At 49.0% G+C, this 18475-nt stretch carries 17 protein-coding genes and 1 tRNA gene; 11 read left to right on the top strand and 7 right to left on the bottom strand.

Annotated features, from left to right (window positions below):
* On the top strand, positions 1-230 hold a 230-nt coding region (locus ACYU87_RS08530; RefSeq protein ID WP_461133602.1), incomplete at its 5' end, for a type IX secretion system membrane protein PorP/SprF.
* Positions 231-339: 109 nt separating this feature from the next.
* Here ACYU87_RS08530 and ACYU87_RS08525 read toward each other — a convergent pair.
* On the bottom strand, positions 340-1056 hold the full coding sequence (locus tag ACYU87_RS08525; protein ID WP_461133601.1) for a LytR/AlgR family response regulator transcription factor: 717 nt from the start codon (positions 1054-1056) through the stop codon (positions 340-342).
* A gap of 593 nt (positions 1057-1649) precedes the next feature.
* Between ACYU87_RS08525 and ACYU87_RS08520 the strand changes: the two genes are divergently transcribed.
* Together ACYU87_RS08520 and ACYU87_RS08515 are read left to right on the top strand one after the other, a co-directional pair.
* Entirely contained in the window at positions 1650-3221 is a 1572-nt protein-coding gene (locus ACYU87_RS08520; RefSeq protein WP_461133600.1) for a Na+/H+ antiporter, read from the top strand.
* Between the two features lie 381 nt (positions 3222-3602).
* Positions 3603-4670 (top strand): lipid A deacylase LpxR family protein, encoded by a 1068-nt coding sequence (locus tag ACYU87_RS08515; RefSeq protein ID WP_461133599.1) that lies wholly within the window; start codon positions 3603-3605, stop codon positions 4668-4670.
* 139 nt (positions 4671-4809) lie between these two features.
* Here ACYU87_RS08515 and ACYU87_RS08510 read toward each other — a convergent pair whose 3' ends face one another.
* From ACYU87_RS08510 to ACYU87_RS08485, 6 genes are all read right to left on the bottom strand, one after another.
* On the bottom strand, positions 4810-5025 hold the full coding sequence (locus ACYU87_RS08510; protein WP_461133598.1) for a hypothetical protein: 216 nt from the start codon (positions 5023-5025) through the stop codon (positions 4810-4812).
* A 697-nt stretch (positions 5026-5722) separates the two neighbouring features.
* Complete coding sequence (locus tag ACYU87_RS08505) at positions 5723-6139, bottom strand: hypothetical protein (protein WP_461133597.1); 417 nt, start codon at positions 6137-6139, stop codon at positions 5723-5725.
* A 321-nt stretch (positions 6140-6460) separates the two neighbouring features.
* Positions 6461-6534: transfer RNA gene (locus ACYU87_RS08500), tRNA-Asn, on the bottom strand.
* Positions 6535-6630: 96 nt separating this feature from the next.
* Positions 6631-6933 (bottom strand): hypothetical protein, encoded by a 303-nt coding sequence (locus tag ACYU87_RS08495; protein WP_461133596.1) that lies wholly within the window; start codon positions 6931-6933, stop codon positions 6631-6633.
* Positions 6934-7029: 96 nt separating this feature from the next.
* Positions 7030-7659 carry a 16S rRNA (guanine(527)-N(7))-methyltransferase RsmG gene (rsmG, locus tag ACYU87_RS08490; protein WP_461133595.1) on the bottom strand — a complete coding sequence of 210 codons (630 nt, stop codon included), beginning with the start codon at positions 7657-7659 and terminating at the stop codon, positions 7030-7032.
* A gap of 74 nt (positions 7660-7733) precedes the next feature.
* Positions 7734-8933, bottom strand: a complete 1200-nt coding sequence (locus ACYU87_RS08485; protein ID WP_461133594.1) for a glycosyltransferase — start codon at positions 8931-8933, stop codon at positions 7734-7736.
* 165 nt (positions 8934-9098) lie between these two features.
* Here ACYU87_RS08485 and tgt point away from each other — a divergent pair, with 165 nt between their 5' ends.
* The 8 genes from tgt (at position 9099) to ACYU87_RS08445 (ending at position 18456) form a co-directional block, all read left to right on the top strand.
* On the top strand, positions 9099-10229 hold the full coding sequence (gene tgt / locus ACYU87_RS08480) for a tRNA guanosine(34) transglycosylase Tgt (protein ID WP_461133593.1): 1131 nt from the start codon (positions 9099-9101) through the stop codon (positions 10227-10229).
* A gap of 136 nt (positions 10230-10365) precedes the next feature.
* Entirely contained in the window at positions 10366-11433 is a 1068-nt protein-coding gene (locus ACYU87_RS08475) for a GNVR domain-containing protein (RefSeq protein WP_461133592.1), read from the top strand.
* 52 nt (positions 11434-11485) lie between these two features.
* Positions 11486-12778: a nucleotide sugar dehydrogenase gene (locus tag ACYU87_RS08470; RefSeq protein WP_461133591.1), complete on the top strand. Its 1293-nt coding sequence runs from the start codon at positions 11486-11488 to the stop codon at positions 12776-12778.
* Positions 12753-13829, top strand: a complete 1077-nt coding sequence (locus ACYU87_RS08465; protein WP_461133590.1) for a CgeB family protein — start codon at positions 12753-12755, stop codon at positions 13827-13829. Before ACYU87_RS08470 ends, ACYU87_RS08465 begins: the two co-directional genes overlap by 26 nt.
* Complete coding sequence (locus ACYU87_RS08460) at positions 13826-15157, top strand: hypothetical protein (protein WP_461133589.1); 1332 nt, start codon at positions 13826-13828, stop codon at positions 15155-15157. The genes ACYU87_RS08465 and ACYU87_RS08460 overlap by 4 nt, the downstream gene beginning before the upstream one ends.
* A 7-nt stretch (positions 15158-15164) precedes the next feature.
* Positions 15165-16187 (top strand): glycosyltransferase family 4 protein, encoded by a 1023-nt coding sequence (locus ACYU87_RS08455; protein WP_461133588.1) that lies wholly within the window; start codon positions 15165-15167, stop codon positions 16185-16187.
* Positions 16184-17317, top strand: a complete 1134-nt coding sequence (locus tag ACYU87_RS08450; RefSeq protein WP_461133587.1) for a glycosyltransferase — start codon at positions 16184-16186, stop codon at positions 17315-17317. Before ACYU87_RS08455 ends, ACYU87_RS08450 begins: the two co-directional genes overlap by 4 nt.
* Positions 17317-18456: a Gfo/Idh/MocA family protein gene (locus ACYU87_RS08445; protein ID WP_461133642.1), complete on the top strand. Its 1140-nt coding sequence runs from the start codon at positions 17317-17319 to the stop codon at positions 18454-18456. The genes ACYU87_RS08450 and ACYU87_RS08445 overlap by 1 nt, the downstream gene beginning before the upstream one ends.
* Positions 18457-18475: the final 19 nt, after the last annotated feature.

Here is an 18475-nt window from a genome sequence, read left to right as displayed (position 1 = left end):
CGGTGGGCACGTCGCTCCGGCGTCACCAGTTTTCGAGCTGGACGAGTTACACCACCGATGCGGTGGTGGGTTTGCTGGAGGTCCAGCTGACGGATCAGCTTCGGTTCGGGTATGCGTATGATCGGACGCTGAGCCAGTTGCAGAGCGTAGCGCCGAGTTCGCACGAGGTGATGATTCGGTACGAGTTCGGCTTCGGCAAGAATCGTATTCTGACGCCGAGGTATTTCTAGCTGATTAGTCAGAAAAGGCCTCTAGTAATCTGAATGCCCGAAAACTTGATCAACTAAAATAGCCCTGACAATCTAGAAACGTGTTTAGATTGTCAGGGCTATTTTAGGATCAAAGGCTGGAATCACCGTTGTTGAAAAGGCGTAGCAAACCATCTAGTTTAGGGCGATACGAAATGCCAATTGGTATTTTATGGTTGTTTACCCACAAGGTGTTGCGGTCAAAACTGGTAATCTTTGTGATGTTAATAATGTAGGATTTGTGAACCCGTAAAAAGAAACGGGAGGGCAATAGTTCAGTTAGCGAAGCCAGCCGTTCATTAACGACATGCGTTTGGGTTCCCGTAACTATTTTAGAGTACAATCCGTAGCCTTCGACGAAATCCAAAGTCTGGTAATCAAATCGCTGTATTTTCCTGCCCATTTTCAGGAAGATGTAGTTAGGGTCAGCAATGCTGGTTGCCGAAACCTGTAAGTTTATTGCGCGATTTACGGCTATCAACAGCCGCTCAAAAGTATACGGCTTTAAGAGGTAATCCGATGCTTTCCCAATTTCATAGCTTTCGAGCGCAAAATCAGGAAAGGCCGTAACGATAATAACCGGAGGTAATGGTATGCCAAGTTTTAATAGTGTTAGCCCAGACTGATCTGCCAAATTGATGTCGAGTAGAATCAGATCAATTACTTCCTGAGATAGTAACTCCGTGGCTTTCTCCACGCTAGAACAAATTCCGGCCAGATTGAGGAAAGGAAGTTTTTCCAGTTGATCCCTCACGTGTAGAGCATCAGAATCGGTATCGTCGATAATGATGTACTTTCTGCTATTCATAGTAAACTTTATGTATGGATAAAAAGGTCATCTACCTTGTCTCAACAGCGCAATCAGAACATCTTGCGATTCAATCTGATTTTCAGTAACTCGAATCAGAAGAACTAAATCACTTCTACTCATCATATTTGTAAATGTTCAAATCAGACTTTAGATACCCTATTCAGCAGTGCAAAATTTTATCCAATAGCTTGGTTGAAAAGCTAGAACCAGTTGAAATCGTATTACTAAAAGAGCCGTTAATGTGTTTAAGTAGGTGATTGATATATATTAACTCGTTATTGGTGTATATAGACCCTATGACGGGATTTTTTATGCTTCTACGGCATGCTGAGTTAGGTCCGGGCACAAACGTATATTATAGAAAAAGCATTGGCTATCCGATGCTGATAGAGTTTTCAGACGGGTGAGTGAAACTGCATACCAGCTTCATTCAAGGTGTTTTTTTACTCTACCTGTTTGTGATTTCCGTTTGATCCAGCCTGACAAATTAATGAACCAGTAAGGGTAGTAGGAACTTTAGGGCTTTTCATAATCGCAGTCAACTATTTACTTTTTAGCTTTAAGTGAAAATTGAATTATGACCGTTCTGTATGCTTGACTTGTTTCCCTATTATCTGGCGCTTATTGTAACCATTGTGTTATTAATCATGCTGGCCAACAAGATCAGGGTGGCGTATCCCATTTTGCTGGTACTGGCTGGTTTAGTAATCAGCTTCGTGCCTAGTTTGCCAACCGTTCAGATCGATCCTGAACTCATCTTTATTATCTTCTTACCGCCATTGCTATACGAGGCAGCCTGGGCTATTTCCTGGAAAGAACTATGGAAGTGGAGACGCATTGTTAGCAGCTTTGCTTTCCTGATTGTCTTCCTGACCTCATTGGCAGTGGCTTGGGTCTCCAGCAAATTTATACCCGGTTTTACACTGGCCCTGGGGTTTCTGTTGGGAGGCATTGTTTCGCCACCCGATGCGGTGAGTACCGGAGCTATTCTGAAGTTTGTTAAAGTGCCCAAGCGGATGGAGTCGATTCTGGAAGGGGAAAGCCTGCTTAACGATGCATCCAGTCTGATCATCTTTCAGTTTGCCCTGACTGCGGTCAGTACGGGTCAGTTCATTTTTGCGGATGCAGCCTCTAGTTTCAGCTGGATGGTGTTGGGTGGGGTGAGTATTGGGTTGGCCGTTGCCTTTGTTTTTTTTAAACTGCACAGGCTGCTGCCGGGCGATACCAATACGGATCTGGTGTTAACGCTGGTCGCTCCGTATACGATGTACATCGTCGCTGAGTCGGTACATAGTTCAGGGGTGTTAAGCGTGGTTAGTGGGGGGTTGTTTCTGGCCCAGCGCAGACACCTGTTTCTGAATGCGACCAGCCGTCTGCGAGCGGTCAACGTATGGGAATCGATCAGTTTTATTCTGAACGGATTGGTGTTCATCCTGATCGGGTTAGATCTGCCCCAAATCACAACGGACCTAGATGGCGTAAGCCTTCCTTCTGCGGTTGGTTATGGTTTACTCGTTACGCTGGTGCTGATCCTAATCCGATTGTTATCGGCCTACGGGGCTATCGTTGTAACGATGATTGCCCGGAACTTTATCACCGTAGCTGATGATCGTTATCCCGGTGTCAAAGGTCCCTTTCTGTTAGGCTGGGCGGGTATGCGGGGAGTGGTTTCTTTGGCAGCCGCTTTGTCAATCCCTGTTCAGCTTAGTAATGGAGTGGTGTTCCCCCAGCGTAATCTGATTCTGTTCATCACCTTTGTTGTCATCTTATCGACCTTGGTGCTACAGGGTCTGACGCTTCCTTACCTGATCCGGCAATTTAACCTGCCAGATTTCGACCGTCGGCTACCCGAAGAAGAGGACTATCATCAGATGTACCAGAAACTGGCACAGGCTAGTCTAGCTCATCTCCAAAGCCAGTATGCTGAGCAGGAAAACAAACACCCGGCCTTTCAACAACTTATAAGAAAGTGGGAAGACAGTAATCAACTGCTCGATGATAAATTGCAAACCTCTGACCATAAACAAATTTACTTGCAACTGCTTGATCAGCAGCGGCAGTGGTTGCGGGAGTGGAACAGTGACCCGGCTACGAGCGAGGAAGTTATCCGGAAGCACCTGCTGCGATTGGATCTGGAAGAGGAGCGAATCCACTTTCTATAGGGGATACAGTATCTTATTTTACACGTCATCTGCACATACCATTGGTTCCGCAATGCCGAACCAAACCATTTCCGATCGGAATTTATGAACATGATTCACTTCGCCGGTTATCTCCTCGTTGTACCACGATTGTAAGAAGGTTTCTTCGGTTGTTGTTCTGTTGAGCGCATCCGGCCAATAACCAGCAGAGTCCATGCCAGATGCTAAAACAAATGTTACCAGTAGGGTAGCTTAGTTGAATGATTCGATCACGTATGGAAAACAATTCCTGCTCGAATAAGTATTTAGTTTATACTTAATTGTGGATTATATACAGATAAGTAATTTATCGGCTCATCTGCTAACCTAATTACTCTACTTCAATTACACGGTTTTTTGAAAATGAAGCTATCGATAGGCTGTACTGACCCCGGCGGAACCAGGTTATGCGGTAGTTTCCTGAACCTGTTGTTTAGACAAGAAGATTACTCAGAAATTTATTCTTCACGTTGGCTTGGGCGGATCATCTGTAGTATAATACTGATCCTGTCTATCGGCAACCTACACGGTCAGCAGCTCTACGAAGTAAAGATTGCTTCAGCCAATGACAATTATTGCCTTAACCTTCACGATGGCTATTACACAAATGGTTTATTCATTCGCGTCAATTATTTGCCTCACCTCAAAGTGGTAACTGACTCAGTACGTAAGCTGACCAAAATTGCGGCTTATTACCAGGTTGGGCAAATGATGTTTACGCCCGAATCAATTCAGAATTCGATCGTCGATCAAATTGACCGGCCTTTTGCGGGCTACCTGTTCATTGAAAAAGGAATGACTTTTTTCTACAGAAGGGGCCACGTTTTACGTACCAGTGTTTCGTTGGGTGTGGTCGGTCCCGCATCCCTGGCTCAGCAAACTCAGGTATTAATTCACAGGACATTTGCAATTTATATACCCCAGCTTTGGTCGTATCAGGTGAAGAACGAAGCAGGCGTGAACCTGCAAGCTCAGTATTGGCACGAATTAATGCCCGCTGGCCGATCCAGAAAGTGGTTTGATCTGCACAGTACAGCCCAAATGAACTTGGGAAACACGTTCACGAATGGTTCAGTGGGGCTGCTGTTTCAATGGGGGCGCTTCGCGCGACCAGCGCAATCAGCTCTTTACGATGCTCGACTGGACCGGCAATCCTCAACCCGCCGTAAAGCTGTAGAATTGTATGGTTTCTTTCACCCGACTTACCAATATCAGGTCTTTAACGCGACCGTTGAGGGGCGGCTTTTAGGATCCAATACAGGGTCAATTTTATCGTCTACTGAACCCTGGGTATACCAGCACGATGTTGGCATTGCTTACGCGCAAAACCGGTGGACTGCTCAATTGGTGTATTCGCTAAAAACGAAAGAGGCTACCAGTATGCGCCACAATGAGCAATACGTTACTGTAACGACGGCTTATTGTTTTTAATAACAGAGCTTCCTTTGATGTAGGGAACCAACGCCTAATTGAAAACCGAGAACCAGTTTTGTCTGGTAAGTTACAAGGTCAAAACGGGCAGAAATTACTCATTTCCACTAAGTAGGTGTGTTGTTGCGTGTGCGAACACCTACTCGGAAAGCGTGTTCAGATGGCTGATCAAGATAGCCCGTTTATCCTGACAATGCTGTATGCTTTCGTTAGCCAATCCGATCAAAATCTTGGCTTCGTCTGTGGTGCCGTTCTCGTTAAGGCGTTCGATCACATCAATGTAAGTGGCAGTCAGATCATCATAGTACGCTATTTGACTGGTGACTTTTTCTTTTTCGCTTTGCGGTTGGTTCATCTCAAAAATTAATTAGTGTTATCTCTGGCCAACTACTCTAGCCAACTAGGCATGCAAGAGAACCAGTTAAGTAATTGCGTACCTGGTTAACGCTCGCCACGAAGGCTACTTTAATTTGGAAGAAATAGTGAATCCTGTTTGCGTTCATTCACTAGTCAAAAGCTTGGAAAGCTAATTATTGTTTTGAACGCTGCAGCGCCACTGTAATTTACCGCACGTGATAAAACCTGTTTACAGTCGTGGCCATCCGGAATAAAGAACAGGTCAATTCGACTGGATATGTTTGTGCGCAGTAACCTGTATTGCTGATGAAACTTATTGTAGGCAGTATCCCGCTGACCCTCAACAGTTATTTAAGAAACATCTGCTGAAGTCCTGTCGCTGATCAACCTTAAAGCTGAGTAAGGCCAGCTAAAATACCCCAAGCGTACGATGATGGGTTTTGCCGTTAAACCAGTTGATTTATATGCGTTAAGAGCAATAATTTTCTACCACGAATAGTGAAGGCCAATCCAGTATTAAATCAACGTCAATAGATGAAAGCTTACACTATGTAACGCCCGATTGTTTAGTTTTAGTCAGTTTCTTAACTACGTAAGTCCAGGTTCTGCCTGTCCTTCATAGTGCCTACGCGGTGAATTCAGTTAAAAGCGAGGGGTAATTACTACTCGGGGCGCAGACCCGGTGTTTTCTAACATCACTCCTGCCTGACCCATTTTCGCTTGTTCCAAATTCGCGAAAAAGCACCTTCCGGGGTGAAGCGCCAGAATCTGGGTTCCCGTACCTTCTCTTCGGGAATCATCACCGTCCAGCACTCGCCATTGGGTAAGTCAATCAACTCGTGGATGCAACCCGCTTCAACGACGTGCGTTGTAGCGGGTGCGCGAAACACATCGGCATATTGCCAATTCCCTTTTTCAGTTAGTTGATAAACCCGTTCCATATAGCCGCCTTTGAGGATATGAGTCGTGAACCGGAAGGGGTGGTCGTGAGGATCACCCTTGTCCCTGTCCGTAAAGTGATGCACCACCATGTGAAAAGGGGTAAGCTTACCCTTAAAGTCGAACAGGTGTTTGGTAAACTCATTACTCATTTCTTCTTTTCTGTACTTCATACGTAAACAACTCAGCAAGGGTTGGTTTGTTGGTTACAGTAGCAGTGTACGAGAGGTATTCGTTGAGTCAAGTCTACGTTGATGACAGCCCAGCTAAAAGTTTGATAGATTATCAAACTAACTACACATGGTAGATTCTACTATTTCTAGCGATTGCAGCGGTTATTCTTTACTGGTAATGGGTAAACAGGTCAACTGTTGACTAAAACACTTGGTTAAGACATCGAGGGAAATACAGAATGTTTAAGTCAAAAAGTGCAAACTTCCTGGCTGATAACAAAAATACCTGATAACTAACATGTTATCAGGTATTTGTAAAAGCTCCCGAAGCTGGGCTCGAACCAGCGACCCTCTGATTAACAGTCAGATGCTCTAACCGACTGAGCTATTCGGGAATCGTGGTGCAAAAGTAGGCCGTAGAACCATACTGCGCAAGTATCAACCGAAAAAAAAATAACTTATTTCACAATCGTGTGATAATCAGATATCCCTCAGCGGAAAGCATCTGGACGGTTGTTGGGGACTTTCTCCAAAATCAATTCTTTAATGCGTCGGGCGTCACCTTTTGAGAAATTTCGGATAACAATTTCGGGACGAGCACGTGGAATGACCCGAATTGTTGAAAAGAAAACGCCATTTTCGATCTCAACGCCCGAGATATCGGAGTAAAATACGAAGTTGTCGGTTCCACCAATCAATTTGCGAGCCCGAAACGTGACTCCCTTGTCGTTGAACTCAACCTCATCGGGGTTGAGGGGGTCTTTGAAACTGCTGGAACGGAATTTCTCTGCCATAATGTCTGGACCGGGACTTTTGTAATTTCATTGATTCTGCTTCTCTAGAAAACTGGTCTGTAAAAGCACGACAATCAGGAAATTACAAAAAGCCGGTTATTTTTTAGGAATGTAGATTACTTTTTTAGTTTCAAAAAAGGGCTCCTCAAAGTAGTCGGAGAGGTCGTACACGCGGTAACGATCCGGAACTTCGGCTAGCTCCTCGGTCAGGTCGCCCCCTTTAAGGTACAAAACTCCATTTGGCCGGTCGTTGTTACCTGCCTTGTGAATTTTGTAGCGTATCCAACCCAGAAAAGGCTTCAGACGGGTAACGGCCCGGCTCACCACAAAATCGTACGTTGTATTCAGCTGTTCGACGCGAGCCTGTTCGGCCTTCACGTTTTTAAGACCCAGCGCATCCGCTATTTCCTGCACGACCTTTATTTTCTTGCCAATGCTGTCGACTAGATGAAAATCGGCCATCGGGAATAGAATGGCTAGCGGAATACCCGGAAAACCTCCGCCCGTGCCAACGTCCAGAATTTCGGTGCCGGGCTTGAACGACACAATTTTGGCAATACTCAGCGAATGCAGAATATGCTTCTCGTACAAAGCATCAATGTCCTGCCGGGAGATAACGTTGATCTGTGCGTTCCACTCACGATATAGACCGTCCAGAGCGGCAAAACGCTCTTTTTGCTCGTCCGTTAGGTTCGGAAAGTATTTCAGAATAAGATCGATATTCATTGCTATAGCCCGGACGGCCACGTTCGGGTGTACTGTTAACGGATTCTAGCCCGGACGTGGCCGTCCGGGAAATTCTAGCGCCAATACAGACGCTTCTTACGGCGTCTGAACATCGTTTTTATACCAGCCATGCCGTAGTACGCGGCCAGTAACAGGTCGACAAACGGAATAAGGGCCCAGTGTACGGTATGCGCGAGCCGGTAACTAATGCGCCCGACAATGCCCCAGAAAGCAAGTGACCGAAAAAGGAACAGGCTCGTACCAATCAGCAAAAGTAACCATTCGTTGTCGGTAAATGAATGATGTGATACCTCGTGAACCAGCAAAACAAGGCCGATTATTAGTGCCAGTAGCCAACTCAAGACGTGCGAGCCGGTTAGTAGTCCGAGCCGAAACGTATGACCGGGTTTGTAATATTTGCCCACGTTGAGGTGACGCCGTTTCTGGGTTCGCCAGTCGGCCCAGGTTTCTTTGGGCTTCGACCACATGAACGTATCGGGGTCGAGACAAACGGCGGTATTGCGTGCGGTCGCTACCTCGTTGATGAATAGATCATCGTCGCCACCAACTACATTTTTGTGGGTGTAAAAGCCACGGTTGGCAAAAAACACACTGGTTCGGTAGGCCAGATTCCGCCCTACGCCCATGTAAGGTCTGCCCACCAGAGCCAGCGAAAAATACTGCACGGCTGTCATCAGAGTCTCTGACCGAATCAGCAGGTTCAGGAAGCCGGGTTGATAATCGTAGGGAGAAAAACCCAGGGAAATGTCCTTATGATCATCCTGCAAAGTAGCTGTCATACCCGCCAGCCAGTTGGTTGAGGCCGGGCGGCAGTCAGCATCGGTGAGCAGTACGGTGGGGTAAGTAGCTTTTTTCAGGGCAATGGTCAGGGCGTATTTCTTGGGCGTTACATGCTCGTGTTCCCGGTCGATTCGGATAAACCGGACCTGCGATAACTCCGCAATGTCATTTTCCAGAAATTGCTGCGTGCCATCGGTTGAGCGATCGTCCATGACTAACACCTCGAATTCGGGGTACTGCTGCTCGTTCAGTAGCGGTAATAATTCAGTCAGATTGGTCAGCTCATTACGGGCACAAACGATAATGGTTACGCCAATCCGGGTAAGATCAGTAGATTTATCCGACGGAACTGATCGTGTAGGATCGATTGGGAAAGACTGACGATGAAAGGCGGTTCTTGAATAAACAAGTAAAATGTAAATGAGCTGAATGCCGACTAGTAATAGCCAGGTTATCAGCAGGATAATAATCACAAAGGGGAGACGTTTACTCGCTAATGCGCTGATTTTGATTGATCACGCAAAGATACGCAAAGAAGGCTGTTTGGTGGTTAGGGTTTCGTAGACCCAGTACCGACAACATCGGGGCCGCAAGCAGATCCGCGAACGTTGAACGAATTGGGTGCGTATCTTTGCACTATGACATTTTCGATTACTGCCAACGACCCACAGTCAAAGGCTCGAACGGGAACGCTGATGACGGATCACGGACCCATTCAAACGCCAATTTTCATGCCCGTCGGCACGGCCGGTACCGTGAAAGCGGTTCACCAGCGCGAACTTGAAACGGATATCGACGCCGAAATTATTCTGGGTAATACCTATCATCTATACATGCGGCCGGGGCTGGAGGTGCTCAATCAGGCCGGTGGGCTACACGGCTTTAACGGCTGGCGTCGCCCTATTCTGACCGATTCGGGCGGGTATCAGGTGTACTCACTGTCGAATACCCGAAAGATTAAAGAAGAAGGGGTAACGTTCAAATCACACATTGATGGGTCCAAACATATGTTTACGCCCGAAGGAGTGATGGATATTCAGCGAACCATCGGAGCCGATATTATCATGGCTTTCGATGAGTGTACACCCTATCCCTGCGAGTACGGTTATGCGCGGCAGTCGATGGAGATGACTCATCGCTGGCTGGGCCGCTGCATTGATCGATTCGATTCGACGGAAGGTTTGTATGGCTACAAACAAACTTTGTTTCCGATTGTGCAGGGGAGTACCTATCCCGATTTGCGCCGTCAGTCGGCGGAGGTGATTGCGAGTAAAGAGCGTGAAGGGAACGCCATTGGCGGCTTGGCCGTGGGCGAACCCGCCGAGGAGATGTACGCCATGATTGACCTGGTGAATGAAATTTTGCCAGTTGATAAACCCCGGTATCTGATGGGCGTAGGAACTCCCGCCAATATTCTGGAAGCGATTGCACGGGGCGTCGATATGTTCGATTGTGTGATGCCGACGCGCAACGCCCGCCATGGCCTGCTGTTTACGACGGAGGGTATCATAAACATCAAGAACGAAAAGTGGAGTCGCGATTTTAGTCCTATCGACGCCGGTCTGGGCGGATACGCCAGTACTTTTTATTCAAAGGCTTACTTGCGTCACCTAGTTAAGTCGGAGGAGTTGCTGGGCGGTCAGATTGCCAGCCTGCACAACCTGACATTTTACCTTTGGCTGGTGCGCCAGGCACGCCAGCACATCGAATCGGGTGATTTCATTAGCTGGAAAAATGAAATGGTTGTTCGGCTGATGCAGCGTCTGTAAGTAGTCTTCACCGTCTGCTTAAACATCAATATAAAAAGTCTCCTGAAATTTCCGGGAGACTTTTTATGTATTTCAGCGTCATAGGGTCATTCTCGGAAGCCGGGCTTTGAAAACAAGCTAATTCTAAACACGCTGCATGATCGAACTGACCGAAACAAGATTAACGTTGCTACCCAATCGCTGGCTGCGTTTGCCGGCTAACGTGGTTGTGCAAACGCTCTGGCTGGTACGGTATAAGCTCCTGTGGACGACGATTTTGGCTACTGGAATGGGCATAATTGTCGCTCTGATCATGAAGCCGGAGTTCAGATCAGAAGCGCGGTTGATGCCCGAGATGAACAATGGGTCGGGGGATGTACTTAAGCGGCTGGCATCCATGGCGGGTTTTGCCGGGGTCGATTTTTCCGATGCTGAAGAGATGGATGCCGTTCGGCCTGACTTGTATCCCAACGTGTTACAAAGTACCCCGTTCATGTTGTACCTTATCGATCAGCCGATTACCACGACAGCCGGTTATACGCAGCCGATTGGCCAGTTTCTGTTGCCGGAAAGCGGGTGGTCCTTTCGTACGTTTTTGTCGGTAAGCAACGAAAAGAAGTCAGGTTCATTACCCGTAACACAATCGGTTGGAACCGTGCGTTTATCGGCCCGCCAACAAGAGTTTGCCGAGGAAGTGGGCGAGCGGGTGAAAGCCAGGTTCGATACGCGGTCGGGCATTATAACCATCACCGCCACCATGCCTGATGCAAGTGTGGCGGCAGCCGTAGCGGCACTGGCTATGCATTACCTAACCGATTACGTCACGACGTACCGCACGCAGAAAGCCCGGCAGGACCTGATGTTTTACACCAGGCAATTGACCGCGGCCCGCAACCGGTACCAAAAGGCGCAACTCGCCGTTTTTCAATACAACGACCACCATAAAAACGTCGTGCGGCTGGCCACAACCATGAATCTGCACCTGATGGAAGCTGAACTGACCATAGCCCAGACCGTTTATACCGAACTGTCTCGTCAATTTGAACAGTCAAAACTCAGGGTGCAGGCACGAACCCCAATCTTTAAAGTGCTTGAACCACCGGGCGTGCCACTCAACCGAGTATCGCCCCGGCGGATGCTCATTGTTTTGCTTTTTGCCCTGGCCGGGCTGGTAGCCGGAGCGTTATACGCACTCATCCGGAAAGCGGATTTAATCAGCCCATAACGGCAGCTATGTCTGCGGAGAAAAATTTCACCCATTTAACGAACCCGACCCGTTGCTGAACGCACTTCGACAAAAAGAAAAACAAATTGCCGTCATCGGCCTGGGCTACGTGGGCCTGCCGCTTGCGCTCGCTTTTGCGCGTCAGTTTAGGGTTGTTGGCTTCGACACCAATGCCGATCGGGTAAGCCGTTTGCAACAACGTGAAGACCCGTCACAGCAGATCGAAGCCAATGCATTCGATGGGGCTGATGTGACGTTTACGGCCAATCCTGACGATCTTCGACAGGCTCATTTTTTTGTCGTGGCGGTGCCTACGCCGGTCGATGATTATAAAGTGCCTGATCTCAAGCCGTTGCAGCAGGCGTCTGAACTGATTGGGCGGGCGCTGAAGCCGGGAGACTATGTCATTTATGAATCGACGGTCTATCCGGGTTGTACGGAAGATGATTGTTTACCTATTCTGCTTCGTCAGTCTGGTTTGAGGCTGGGCAATGAGTTTAAGCTGGGTTATTCTCCCGAGCGCATTAATCCCGGCGATAAGGTGCGAACGCTGACGGATATTCTGAAAGTCGTTTCTGGAAGTGATGAGGCAGCTGCGCGGACCATTGCGGAGGTGTATGGCTGTGTTATCCGGGCGGGCATATACACGGCACCCAGCATCAAGGTGGCCGAAGCGGCTAAAGTAATTGAGAACGTTCAGCGTGATCTGAATATCTCGCTTATGAACGAGTTGGCGATCATCTTCGATAAGATGGGTATTGACACGCAGGAGGTTATCAGGGCGGCATCGACGAAGTGGAATTTTTTGCCCTTTACGCCCGGCCTTGTTGGTGGCCATTGCATTGGTATCGACCCGTATTATCTGCTCTATAAAGCCCGGCAGCTTGGCTACGATCCGCAGGTGATTAATTCCGGTCGGCGGATTAACGACGGAATGCCCGCGTTTGTCGCGACCAAACTGGTGCAGATGCTGCTGCATCGCGACACCAATCCGGCCCAAACGAAAGTTCTGGTCATGGGGCTGACGTTCAAGGAGAACATCGCTGATATTCGAAATTCCAAAGTAGCTGACCTGGTGCGGGAGCTGATGAAATTTGCCATCAATGTGCATGTTGTTGACCCGTATGCATCGCCCAATGAGGTGGCTCAGACGTATAATATGAGCCTGCTCGATAGCCCCTCAACGCAGTATGATGCCGTAATCGTAGCCGTTGGGCACGATGTCTACCGGACGCTTGATGTAGACTACTTTAAATCGCTGATGAAAAGTGCACCTATCCTACTGGATCTGAAGAGTTTATACTCGGTGAAAAAGGAGGATGAAATTGACTATTGGCGGCTCTGAACGGGGTGATAGCATGAACGTATCCATTGTCGGCAGTCGCTTGTTCGACTCATTCGAATACCATCTGGGCGACTCGTTCAGGACGTTGGGTCATGCCGTTTCGGTAATTGATGTAACAGACGTATTGCCCATGTCGGTCCGCCTGAATTACTGGCTAGCCCGTTTTAACGAATCGTATGACCGGCTGGTGAGCACTCGATTGGCCGCTAATGTTGCCAGGCTTCGGCCCGATCTGGTAATCATTGTTTACCGCCATCTGAATCCGGTCATCGTAGCAAACATCAACGAATATTTGCCCGGTGTGCCCGTGGTTCAGATGAATCCAGATGCCCTCTCAAACCTGGAGAAACAGCAAATAATTGCGGCTGACTTCGATTGCTATTTCTCGAAAGAGCCCTACATCGTTGATTTTTTACGGACCAAACTAGGGGCAAAGGCTCATTATTTGCCCGAAGGATTTAACCCGCGTATCCATTGGAAACCAGCTGTTGAGAAGGCCGTTGCTGAGGAACAGACCAACATTGATGTGCTGGTTTATGGGAGTCTATACGCCTATCGCACCCGCATACTTGAACAGCTTATCCGGGCCGGCATAAGCGTTGCTGTTTATGGAACGCCCGGTCCCTATGGCCGTCTGTCCGTACAGTCAGCTTTCCGGCGGCAGTACCTAGTGGGGGAGGAGAAAAACCGGTTGCTGTATGGCGCCCGAATCGTTTTTAATAATCTGCATTATGCCGAAGTCACCTCTGTTAACCAGAAGTATTTTGAAATCAATGGTATTGGCGGATTTCAACTGTGCGATTACAAACCAACTATTGAGGAATACACGGGTGTACCGGCTGATGCAGTAACCTTCCGAACGATTGATGACGCCATTGACAAAATCCGGTATTACCTGGCGCACGCCAACGAGCGTCATGAATTGGCTGCCCGACAGTATATCCATTTTCAGCGCTGGCATACCTTCGACCACCGCGTCGGGCAGTTGATGCAGTTGCTGGGATTGCCTTCGCTGACCAGTTTGACAGAGACAAAATTAGCCGTCGGATGAAATACCTGTTACCAGCTGTAAGCGTTTTCGGACTAGCTATTTATCTGGTGAACAGTGCCCTTCTGGAGGCATTGGCGGTGGCGCTATCGGTTTACGTGTTTCTGACGTTTGTGGGGCGTATTGGAAAAACGATCGCTCTGTTGCCCTGCATCAGTTTCATCGCATCGCTGGAGATTTTGCTGGTTCCTGCGGTAACGTACTGGGTGTTCCCGGCGTCGATGCCTATTGAATCAGCCGTTTATTTTAGCTATGCTTTACCGGCTTTTATGGCCTTTTACACGGGTATAAACTGGTTCGATAACCGTGGATCGGACCGGCCGCACGTAGCTTATAGTCAGGCCGTAGCAACGTATCTCCAGACGAAGCCAACAACTGGTATTGTTTTGTTACTTGTTGGTTTGCTGGGGTTTGCTGTGAAAACGATGGTGCCAACTGCACCGACGTTAGTGGGCACAATGCCCTCGTATTGTTTGTGTATCAGCGCGTTCTATGTTTACTATGCCCAAAATAGCTATCGGTTTGTCGTGATCGGTATCGTGGGCTTAGTCTTACTGGTCAATACGGTCTGGAGTGGTATGTTTGGTGAGCTATTCTTCTGGCTCCTGCTGGCGGTTATCTTTCTGGCGGCCGGCGTACCTGAACGAATCACCCGTTCATTGAAAGTAATCGTTATCGGTTCCGCTCTCGTTTTTCTGCTACTGATCCAATCAATCAAAGGTGAGTATCGGTACAACACGTGGGGCTATAACCGGGCGGAGCGGACCGCCAATACCGGCCTGATGGTGGAACTACTCGCGGATCGGCTTGCCCATCCGGAAAAACTGCTAAACGTCGATCATGTCTTTTTATCGTTTGTCCGGTTCAATCAGGGCATTATGATTGGAAGCGCCATGACAAAAGTGCCCCTGCACGAAGAGTATGCCCAGGGTGATGTGCTGCTGTCATTGATTCATCCGTTTGTGCCCCGCCTGTTGTGGGCGAATAAACCGCAAACGGGTGGCTACGAGAACATACGGCGTTTCACAAATTTGCGACAAACCGAAAACACGAGCGTCAATCTATCACCCTTGGGCGAGGGCTACGTGAATTTTGGCTATGGCGGTATACTCTTCGCCTTATTTTACGGCTCGTTACTGAGCGGGGTTTTTCAATGGATTCTGTCGCTAGCAGACCGTATTCCCTCACTTGTTCTCTGGTTACCAATGCTGTACATCGGCTGTTTGACGATGGAAACCGACCTGCTCTCAACCTGGGGTAGCCTGCTGAACAATGCCATTTTTATCGCGCTGCTCTTCTGGATGCTAAAGCGCATAGGCATTCAATTATAATCCACTGATGACTATTCTATATTTGTTTCGGAGCTCCGGTACCGGCCACAGTATCGATCAGCTATTCGATGCTATTCGCGTTGACGTGGAGCGTCAGGGTGTACAGACGAAGACCGTTCGATTCCCGCACGTGAGTCGAGGACTGCGAACGGTCTGGCAAAATATATGCTTCGCCAAGCGGCTCACCGCCGACCTGTTTCACATTACGGGCGATGTGCATTATGCTGCATTGGCCTTACCCGCATCCCGCACGGTTCTGACCATTCACGATTGTTTTTTATTGACGAACAATCGCAAACGACCGCTCCGGTACGCTGTTTTCTGGCTACTCTGGTATTACCTGCCCATTCGTCGGGCTGGCGTGGTGACGGCTGTTTCGGAGAAAACCAGGCAGGACCTGATACGGTATATGGGGCCTGTCGCGCACCGGGTGCAAGTTGTCTACAATGGCTATGATCCCATATTTACGTATCATCCCGGCGTCTTTACGCACCGGCAGCCGAGATTACTGCAACTAGGAACGGCTCCCCATAAAAACTTGTCTCGCCTGATCGCGGCCCTTGAAGGAATGCCTTGTCTACTCACAATCGTTGGTTCACTGACCGACAGGCTACTGGCTGAATTACACCAGCGGCAAATTCAGTACCGACACTATGGTAGTCTGAGTAAAGAACAAGTCGCTCAGTTGTACCGCGAAAGCGATATCGTCACGTTCGTATCCATTCAGGAGGGATTTGGTATGCCTGTTCTCGAAGCGAATGCCAGCGGCCGGGCCGTGATCACATCGGCTGTTTCGCCAATGCGGGAGTTGGCCGCTGGCGCTGCGCTTCTGGTTGACCCGGCTGATGCAATCGCTATCCGAACCGGTATCGAGCGGATTGTTCTGGATGACCTATACCGACAAAGCCTGATCGACGCAGGGCTGGAAAACGCTCAACGATACACCATCAGTCAGACTGCTGCCCACTACAAACGGCTATATGTGCAACAGTACCGCCTTACTCAGGCCAACTCGTCCGTTGCTTTATGAAGATACTCCTATCGGCAGACCGCTTTTATCCGGCTCAGGCAGGTGGAACGGCCAGTACCGTTCACTGGCAGGTCCAAGCGCTGGCCAGGGCCGGCCATGAAGTTACTGTGGTGGCTACTTCAGAGAACGTACCCACATCGATACCACTCGATAGCTGGTTAGCGCAGGATGGGGGGCGGGTGATTTATACCCGAAATCCTCATTTCTATTTCCCCGTCAAGCATGTCTGGCAGGGTTGGCTGGCTATCCGAAAAGCTGACGTTGTGCATGTTAACAGCCTGTTTTACCCCGCTTCGTTTGTCTGGATTATTCTGTGTCAGCTTTTAAATAAACCCGTTGTTTGGTCGCCACACGGCGAACTGAGTCCGGCCGCACTCCAATTTCGGCCGCGCCTGAAACGGGTATTACTGACCCTGTTTAAGGGGTGTCGTTCGGCTGTTTTGTTTCATGCTACCTGTGCCGAAGAGGTTAATCAAATCCGGCAACATTTTGGACCCGATGCACGAGTCGGGAAGCGCCGAACAATGATGGAACTGCCCGCTTTGGCTAGTCGTAAAGCGCAACCTTTCCTTTTGTTCATGGGTCGATTGCATCCCATAAAAGCCGTTGATCGGTTACTGGAGGCTCTCGGCGCATCCATGCTGTTTCGGGAAAGTGAATATACATTGGTCGTTGCTGGACCTGAAACGCACAAAGCATACGTCCGGAAACTGCGAGAAATGGTCATAAAGCTAGGTCTGTCGGGAAAGGTATCGTTTGTTGGTTCAGTGCAGGGCCAGCGCAAGGATCAACTGTATGCCGATGCCCGCCTGTTGGTACTACCCTCGCATTCCGAAAATTTTGGCAATGTGGTCATCGAATCGCTGGCGCAGGGAACACCGGTTATAGCCGCTAGTAATACGCCCTGGCAGGCGCTTGAGCAGGAGGGGGCTGGCCGTTGGGTAGCCAATGAACCCGCTTCACTTCAGCAGGCCATAGAGCCTTTCCTGACGATGCTGCCCGACCCGTACGAGCGCTACCGGGAACGAGCCCTTTACCTGGCCCGGCGAGATTATGACAGCTCCGCCAACCCTGCTCTCTGGTTGGACTTTTACCAGGCTGCTCGTATGAGAACCATACCTGAATCGTGATGGACTACACCCGGCAACCCATCCGCGTCAATATTCGAAAAGTAGTACGGTATGTACGCCTGTTTGGCCTTGTCCGCACCTGGCTGAAAGTGCAGGCGCACTACCATATGAAGAAAGAGTTTGTAGGTCGTCTGCCGCTGCCCGTACCTGCCGGAGCAACCGGTAAGCAGGTGGGTATAGTGGGTTGCGGCAAGTTCGCCTACGCCAATGTGGCTTACTATATCCATAAAAACTTCGGCGCGGTTATTCGGGGTGTTATGGACACCGACCTGAACAAAGCCATTTCGCTGGCGCAACGGTACGGGGCGGATTATTATACAACCTGCGCCGATGACCTTATCCATGATCCGCACATTGATCTGATTTACATTGTTTCCAATCATGCATCCCATACCGAGTATGCCATAGCAGCCATCCGGCAGGGCAAAGCAGTGCATGTAGAAAAGCCGCCTGTCGTGAACCAGGACCAACTTGCACGCTTGTGTGAGGCAATCGAAACATATAAGGGTCGCGTTAGATTGGGGTTCAATCGGCCGGAAAGTAAGCTTGGACTAATCGTAAAACAACAGTTAGACGCGCAGACGGGACCTACTATGATCAACTGGTTTGTCGCGGGCCACGCCATCCCCGATGGTCACTGGTACTTTGCCGAAGAAGAGGGTGGGCGCATTCTGGGTAATTTATGCCATTGGATTGATTTTACGCTGCGATTGATTCCGGAGATCAATCGGTTTCCTGTCCAGATTATCCCCGCCCGTTCCCACCGGGCCGACTGCGATATCAGTGTCTCATACCTGTTTGCCGATGGCTCCATCGGAACCATCACGTTCTCGGCCAAAGGACATACGTTCGAGGGGGTTCGGGAAACGCTGAATGTGCATAAAGGAAATCTGTTGGCTAGCCTGACGGATTTTCAGCAGTTAAGGCTGGATAATACGGCCACGGTGACTCGCCACCGGCTGTGGTTCAGAGATCATGGTCATCAACAATCCATTGTGGGCAGTTACTTAATGCGGAAGGATTTGTCAAAGCGGGAAAGTACCAGAATGATTTGGGAAACGGGTTATCTCATGCTTAAAACGAAAGAAGCACTGGACACAAACACGACGATTCAGGTGACGGGCATTCGCGGACAGTGAATCAACGACTAACACGTAC

It is taken from the genome of Spirosoma lituiforme, from assembly GCF_054776635.1.
Note: the sequence above shows the minus strand (reverse complement) of the source record. Positions and strands in the feature narration are given on the sequence as shown.

What these genes read in the sequence shown, in the direction of transcription:
- ACYU87_RS08525 (WP_461133601.1), bottom strand. Translation starts at nt 1,056, where the DNA reads ATGAATAGCAGAAAGTACATCATTATCGACGATACCGATTCTGATGCT.
- ACYU87_RS08520 (WP_461133600.1), top strand. Translation starts at nt 1,650, where the DNA reads ATGCTTGACTTGTTTCCCTATTATCTGGCGCTTATTGTAACCATTGTG.
- ACYU87_RS08515 (WP_461133599.1), top strand. Translation starts at nt 3,603, where the DNA reads ATGAAGCTATCGATAGGCTGTACTGACCCCGGCGGAACCAGGTTATGC.
- ACYU87_RS08510 (WP_461133598.1), bottom strand. Translation starts at nt 5,025, where the DNA reads ATGAACCAACCGCAAAGCGAAAAAGAAAAAGTCACCAGTCAAATAGCG.
- ACYU87_RS08505 (WP_461133597.1), bottom strand. Translation starts at nt 6,139, where the DNA reads ATGAAGTACAGAAAAGAAGAAATGAGTAATGAGTTTACCAAACACCTG.
- ACYU87_RS08495 (WP_461133596.1), bottom strand. Translation starts at nt 6,933, where the DNA reads ATGGCAGAGAAATTCCGTTCCAGCAGTTTCAAAGACCCCCTCAACCCC.
- rsmG (WP_461133595.1), bottom strand. Translation starts at nt 7,659, where the DNA reads ATGAATATCGATCTTATTCTGAAATACTTTCCGAACCTAACGGACGAG.
- tgt (WP_461133593.1), top strand. Translation starts at nt 9,099, where the DNA reads ATGACATTTTCGATTACTGCCAACGACCCACAGTCAAAGGCTCGAACG.
- ACYU87_RS08475 (WP_461133592.1), top strand. Translation starts at nt 10,366, where the DNA reads ATGATCGAACTGACCGAAACAAGATTAACGTTGCTACCCAATCGCTGG.
- ACYU87_RS08465 (WP_461133590.1), top strand. Translation starts at nt 12,753, where the DNA reads ATGAAATTGACTATTGGCGGCTCTGAACGGGGTGATAGCATGAACGTA.
- ACYU87_RS08460 (WP_461133589.1), top strand. Translation starts at nt 13,826, where the DNA reads ATGAAATACCTGTTACCAGCTGTAAGCGTTTTCGGACTAGCTATTTAT.
- ACYU87_RS08455 (WP_461133588.1), top strand. Translation starts at nt 15,165, where the DNA reads ATGACTATTCTATATTTGTTTCGGAGCTCCGGTACCGGCCACAGTATC.
- ACYU87_RS08450 (WP_461133587.1), top strand. Translation starts at nt 16,184, where the DNA reads ATGAAGATACTCCTATCGGCAGACCGCTTTTATCCGGCTCAGGCAGGT.
- ACYU87_RS08445 (WP_461133642.1), top strand. Translation starts at nt 17,317, where the DNA reads ATGGACTACACCCGGCAACCCATCCGCGTCAATATTCGAAAAGTAGTA.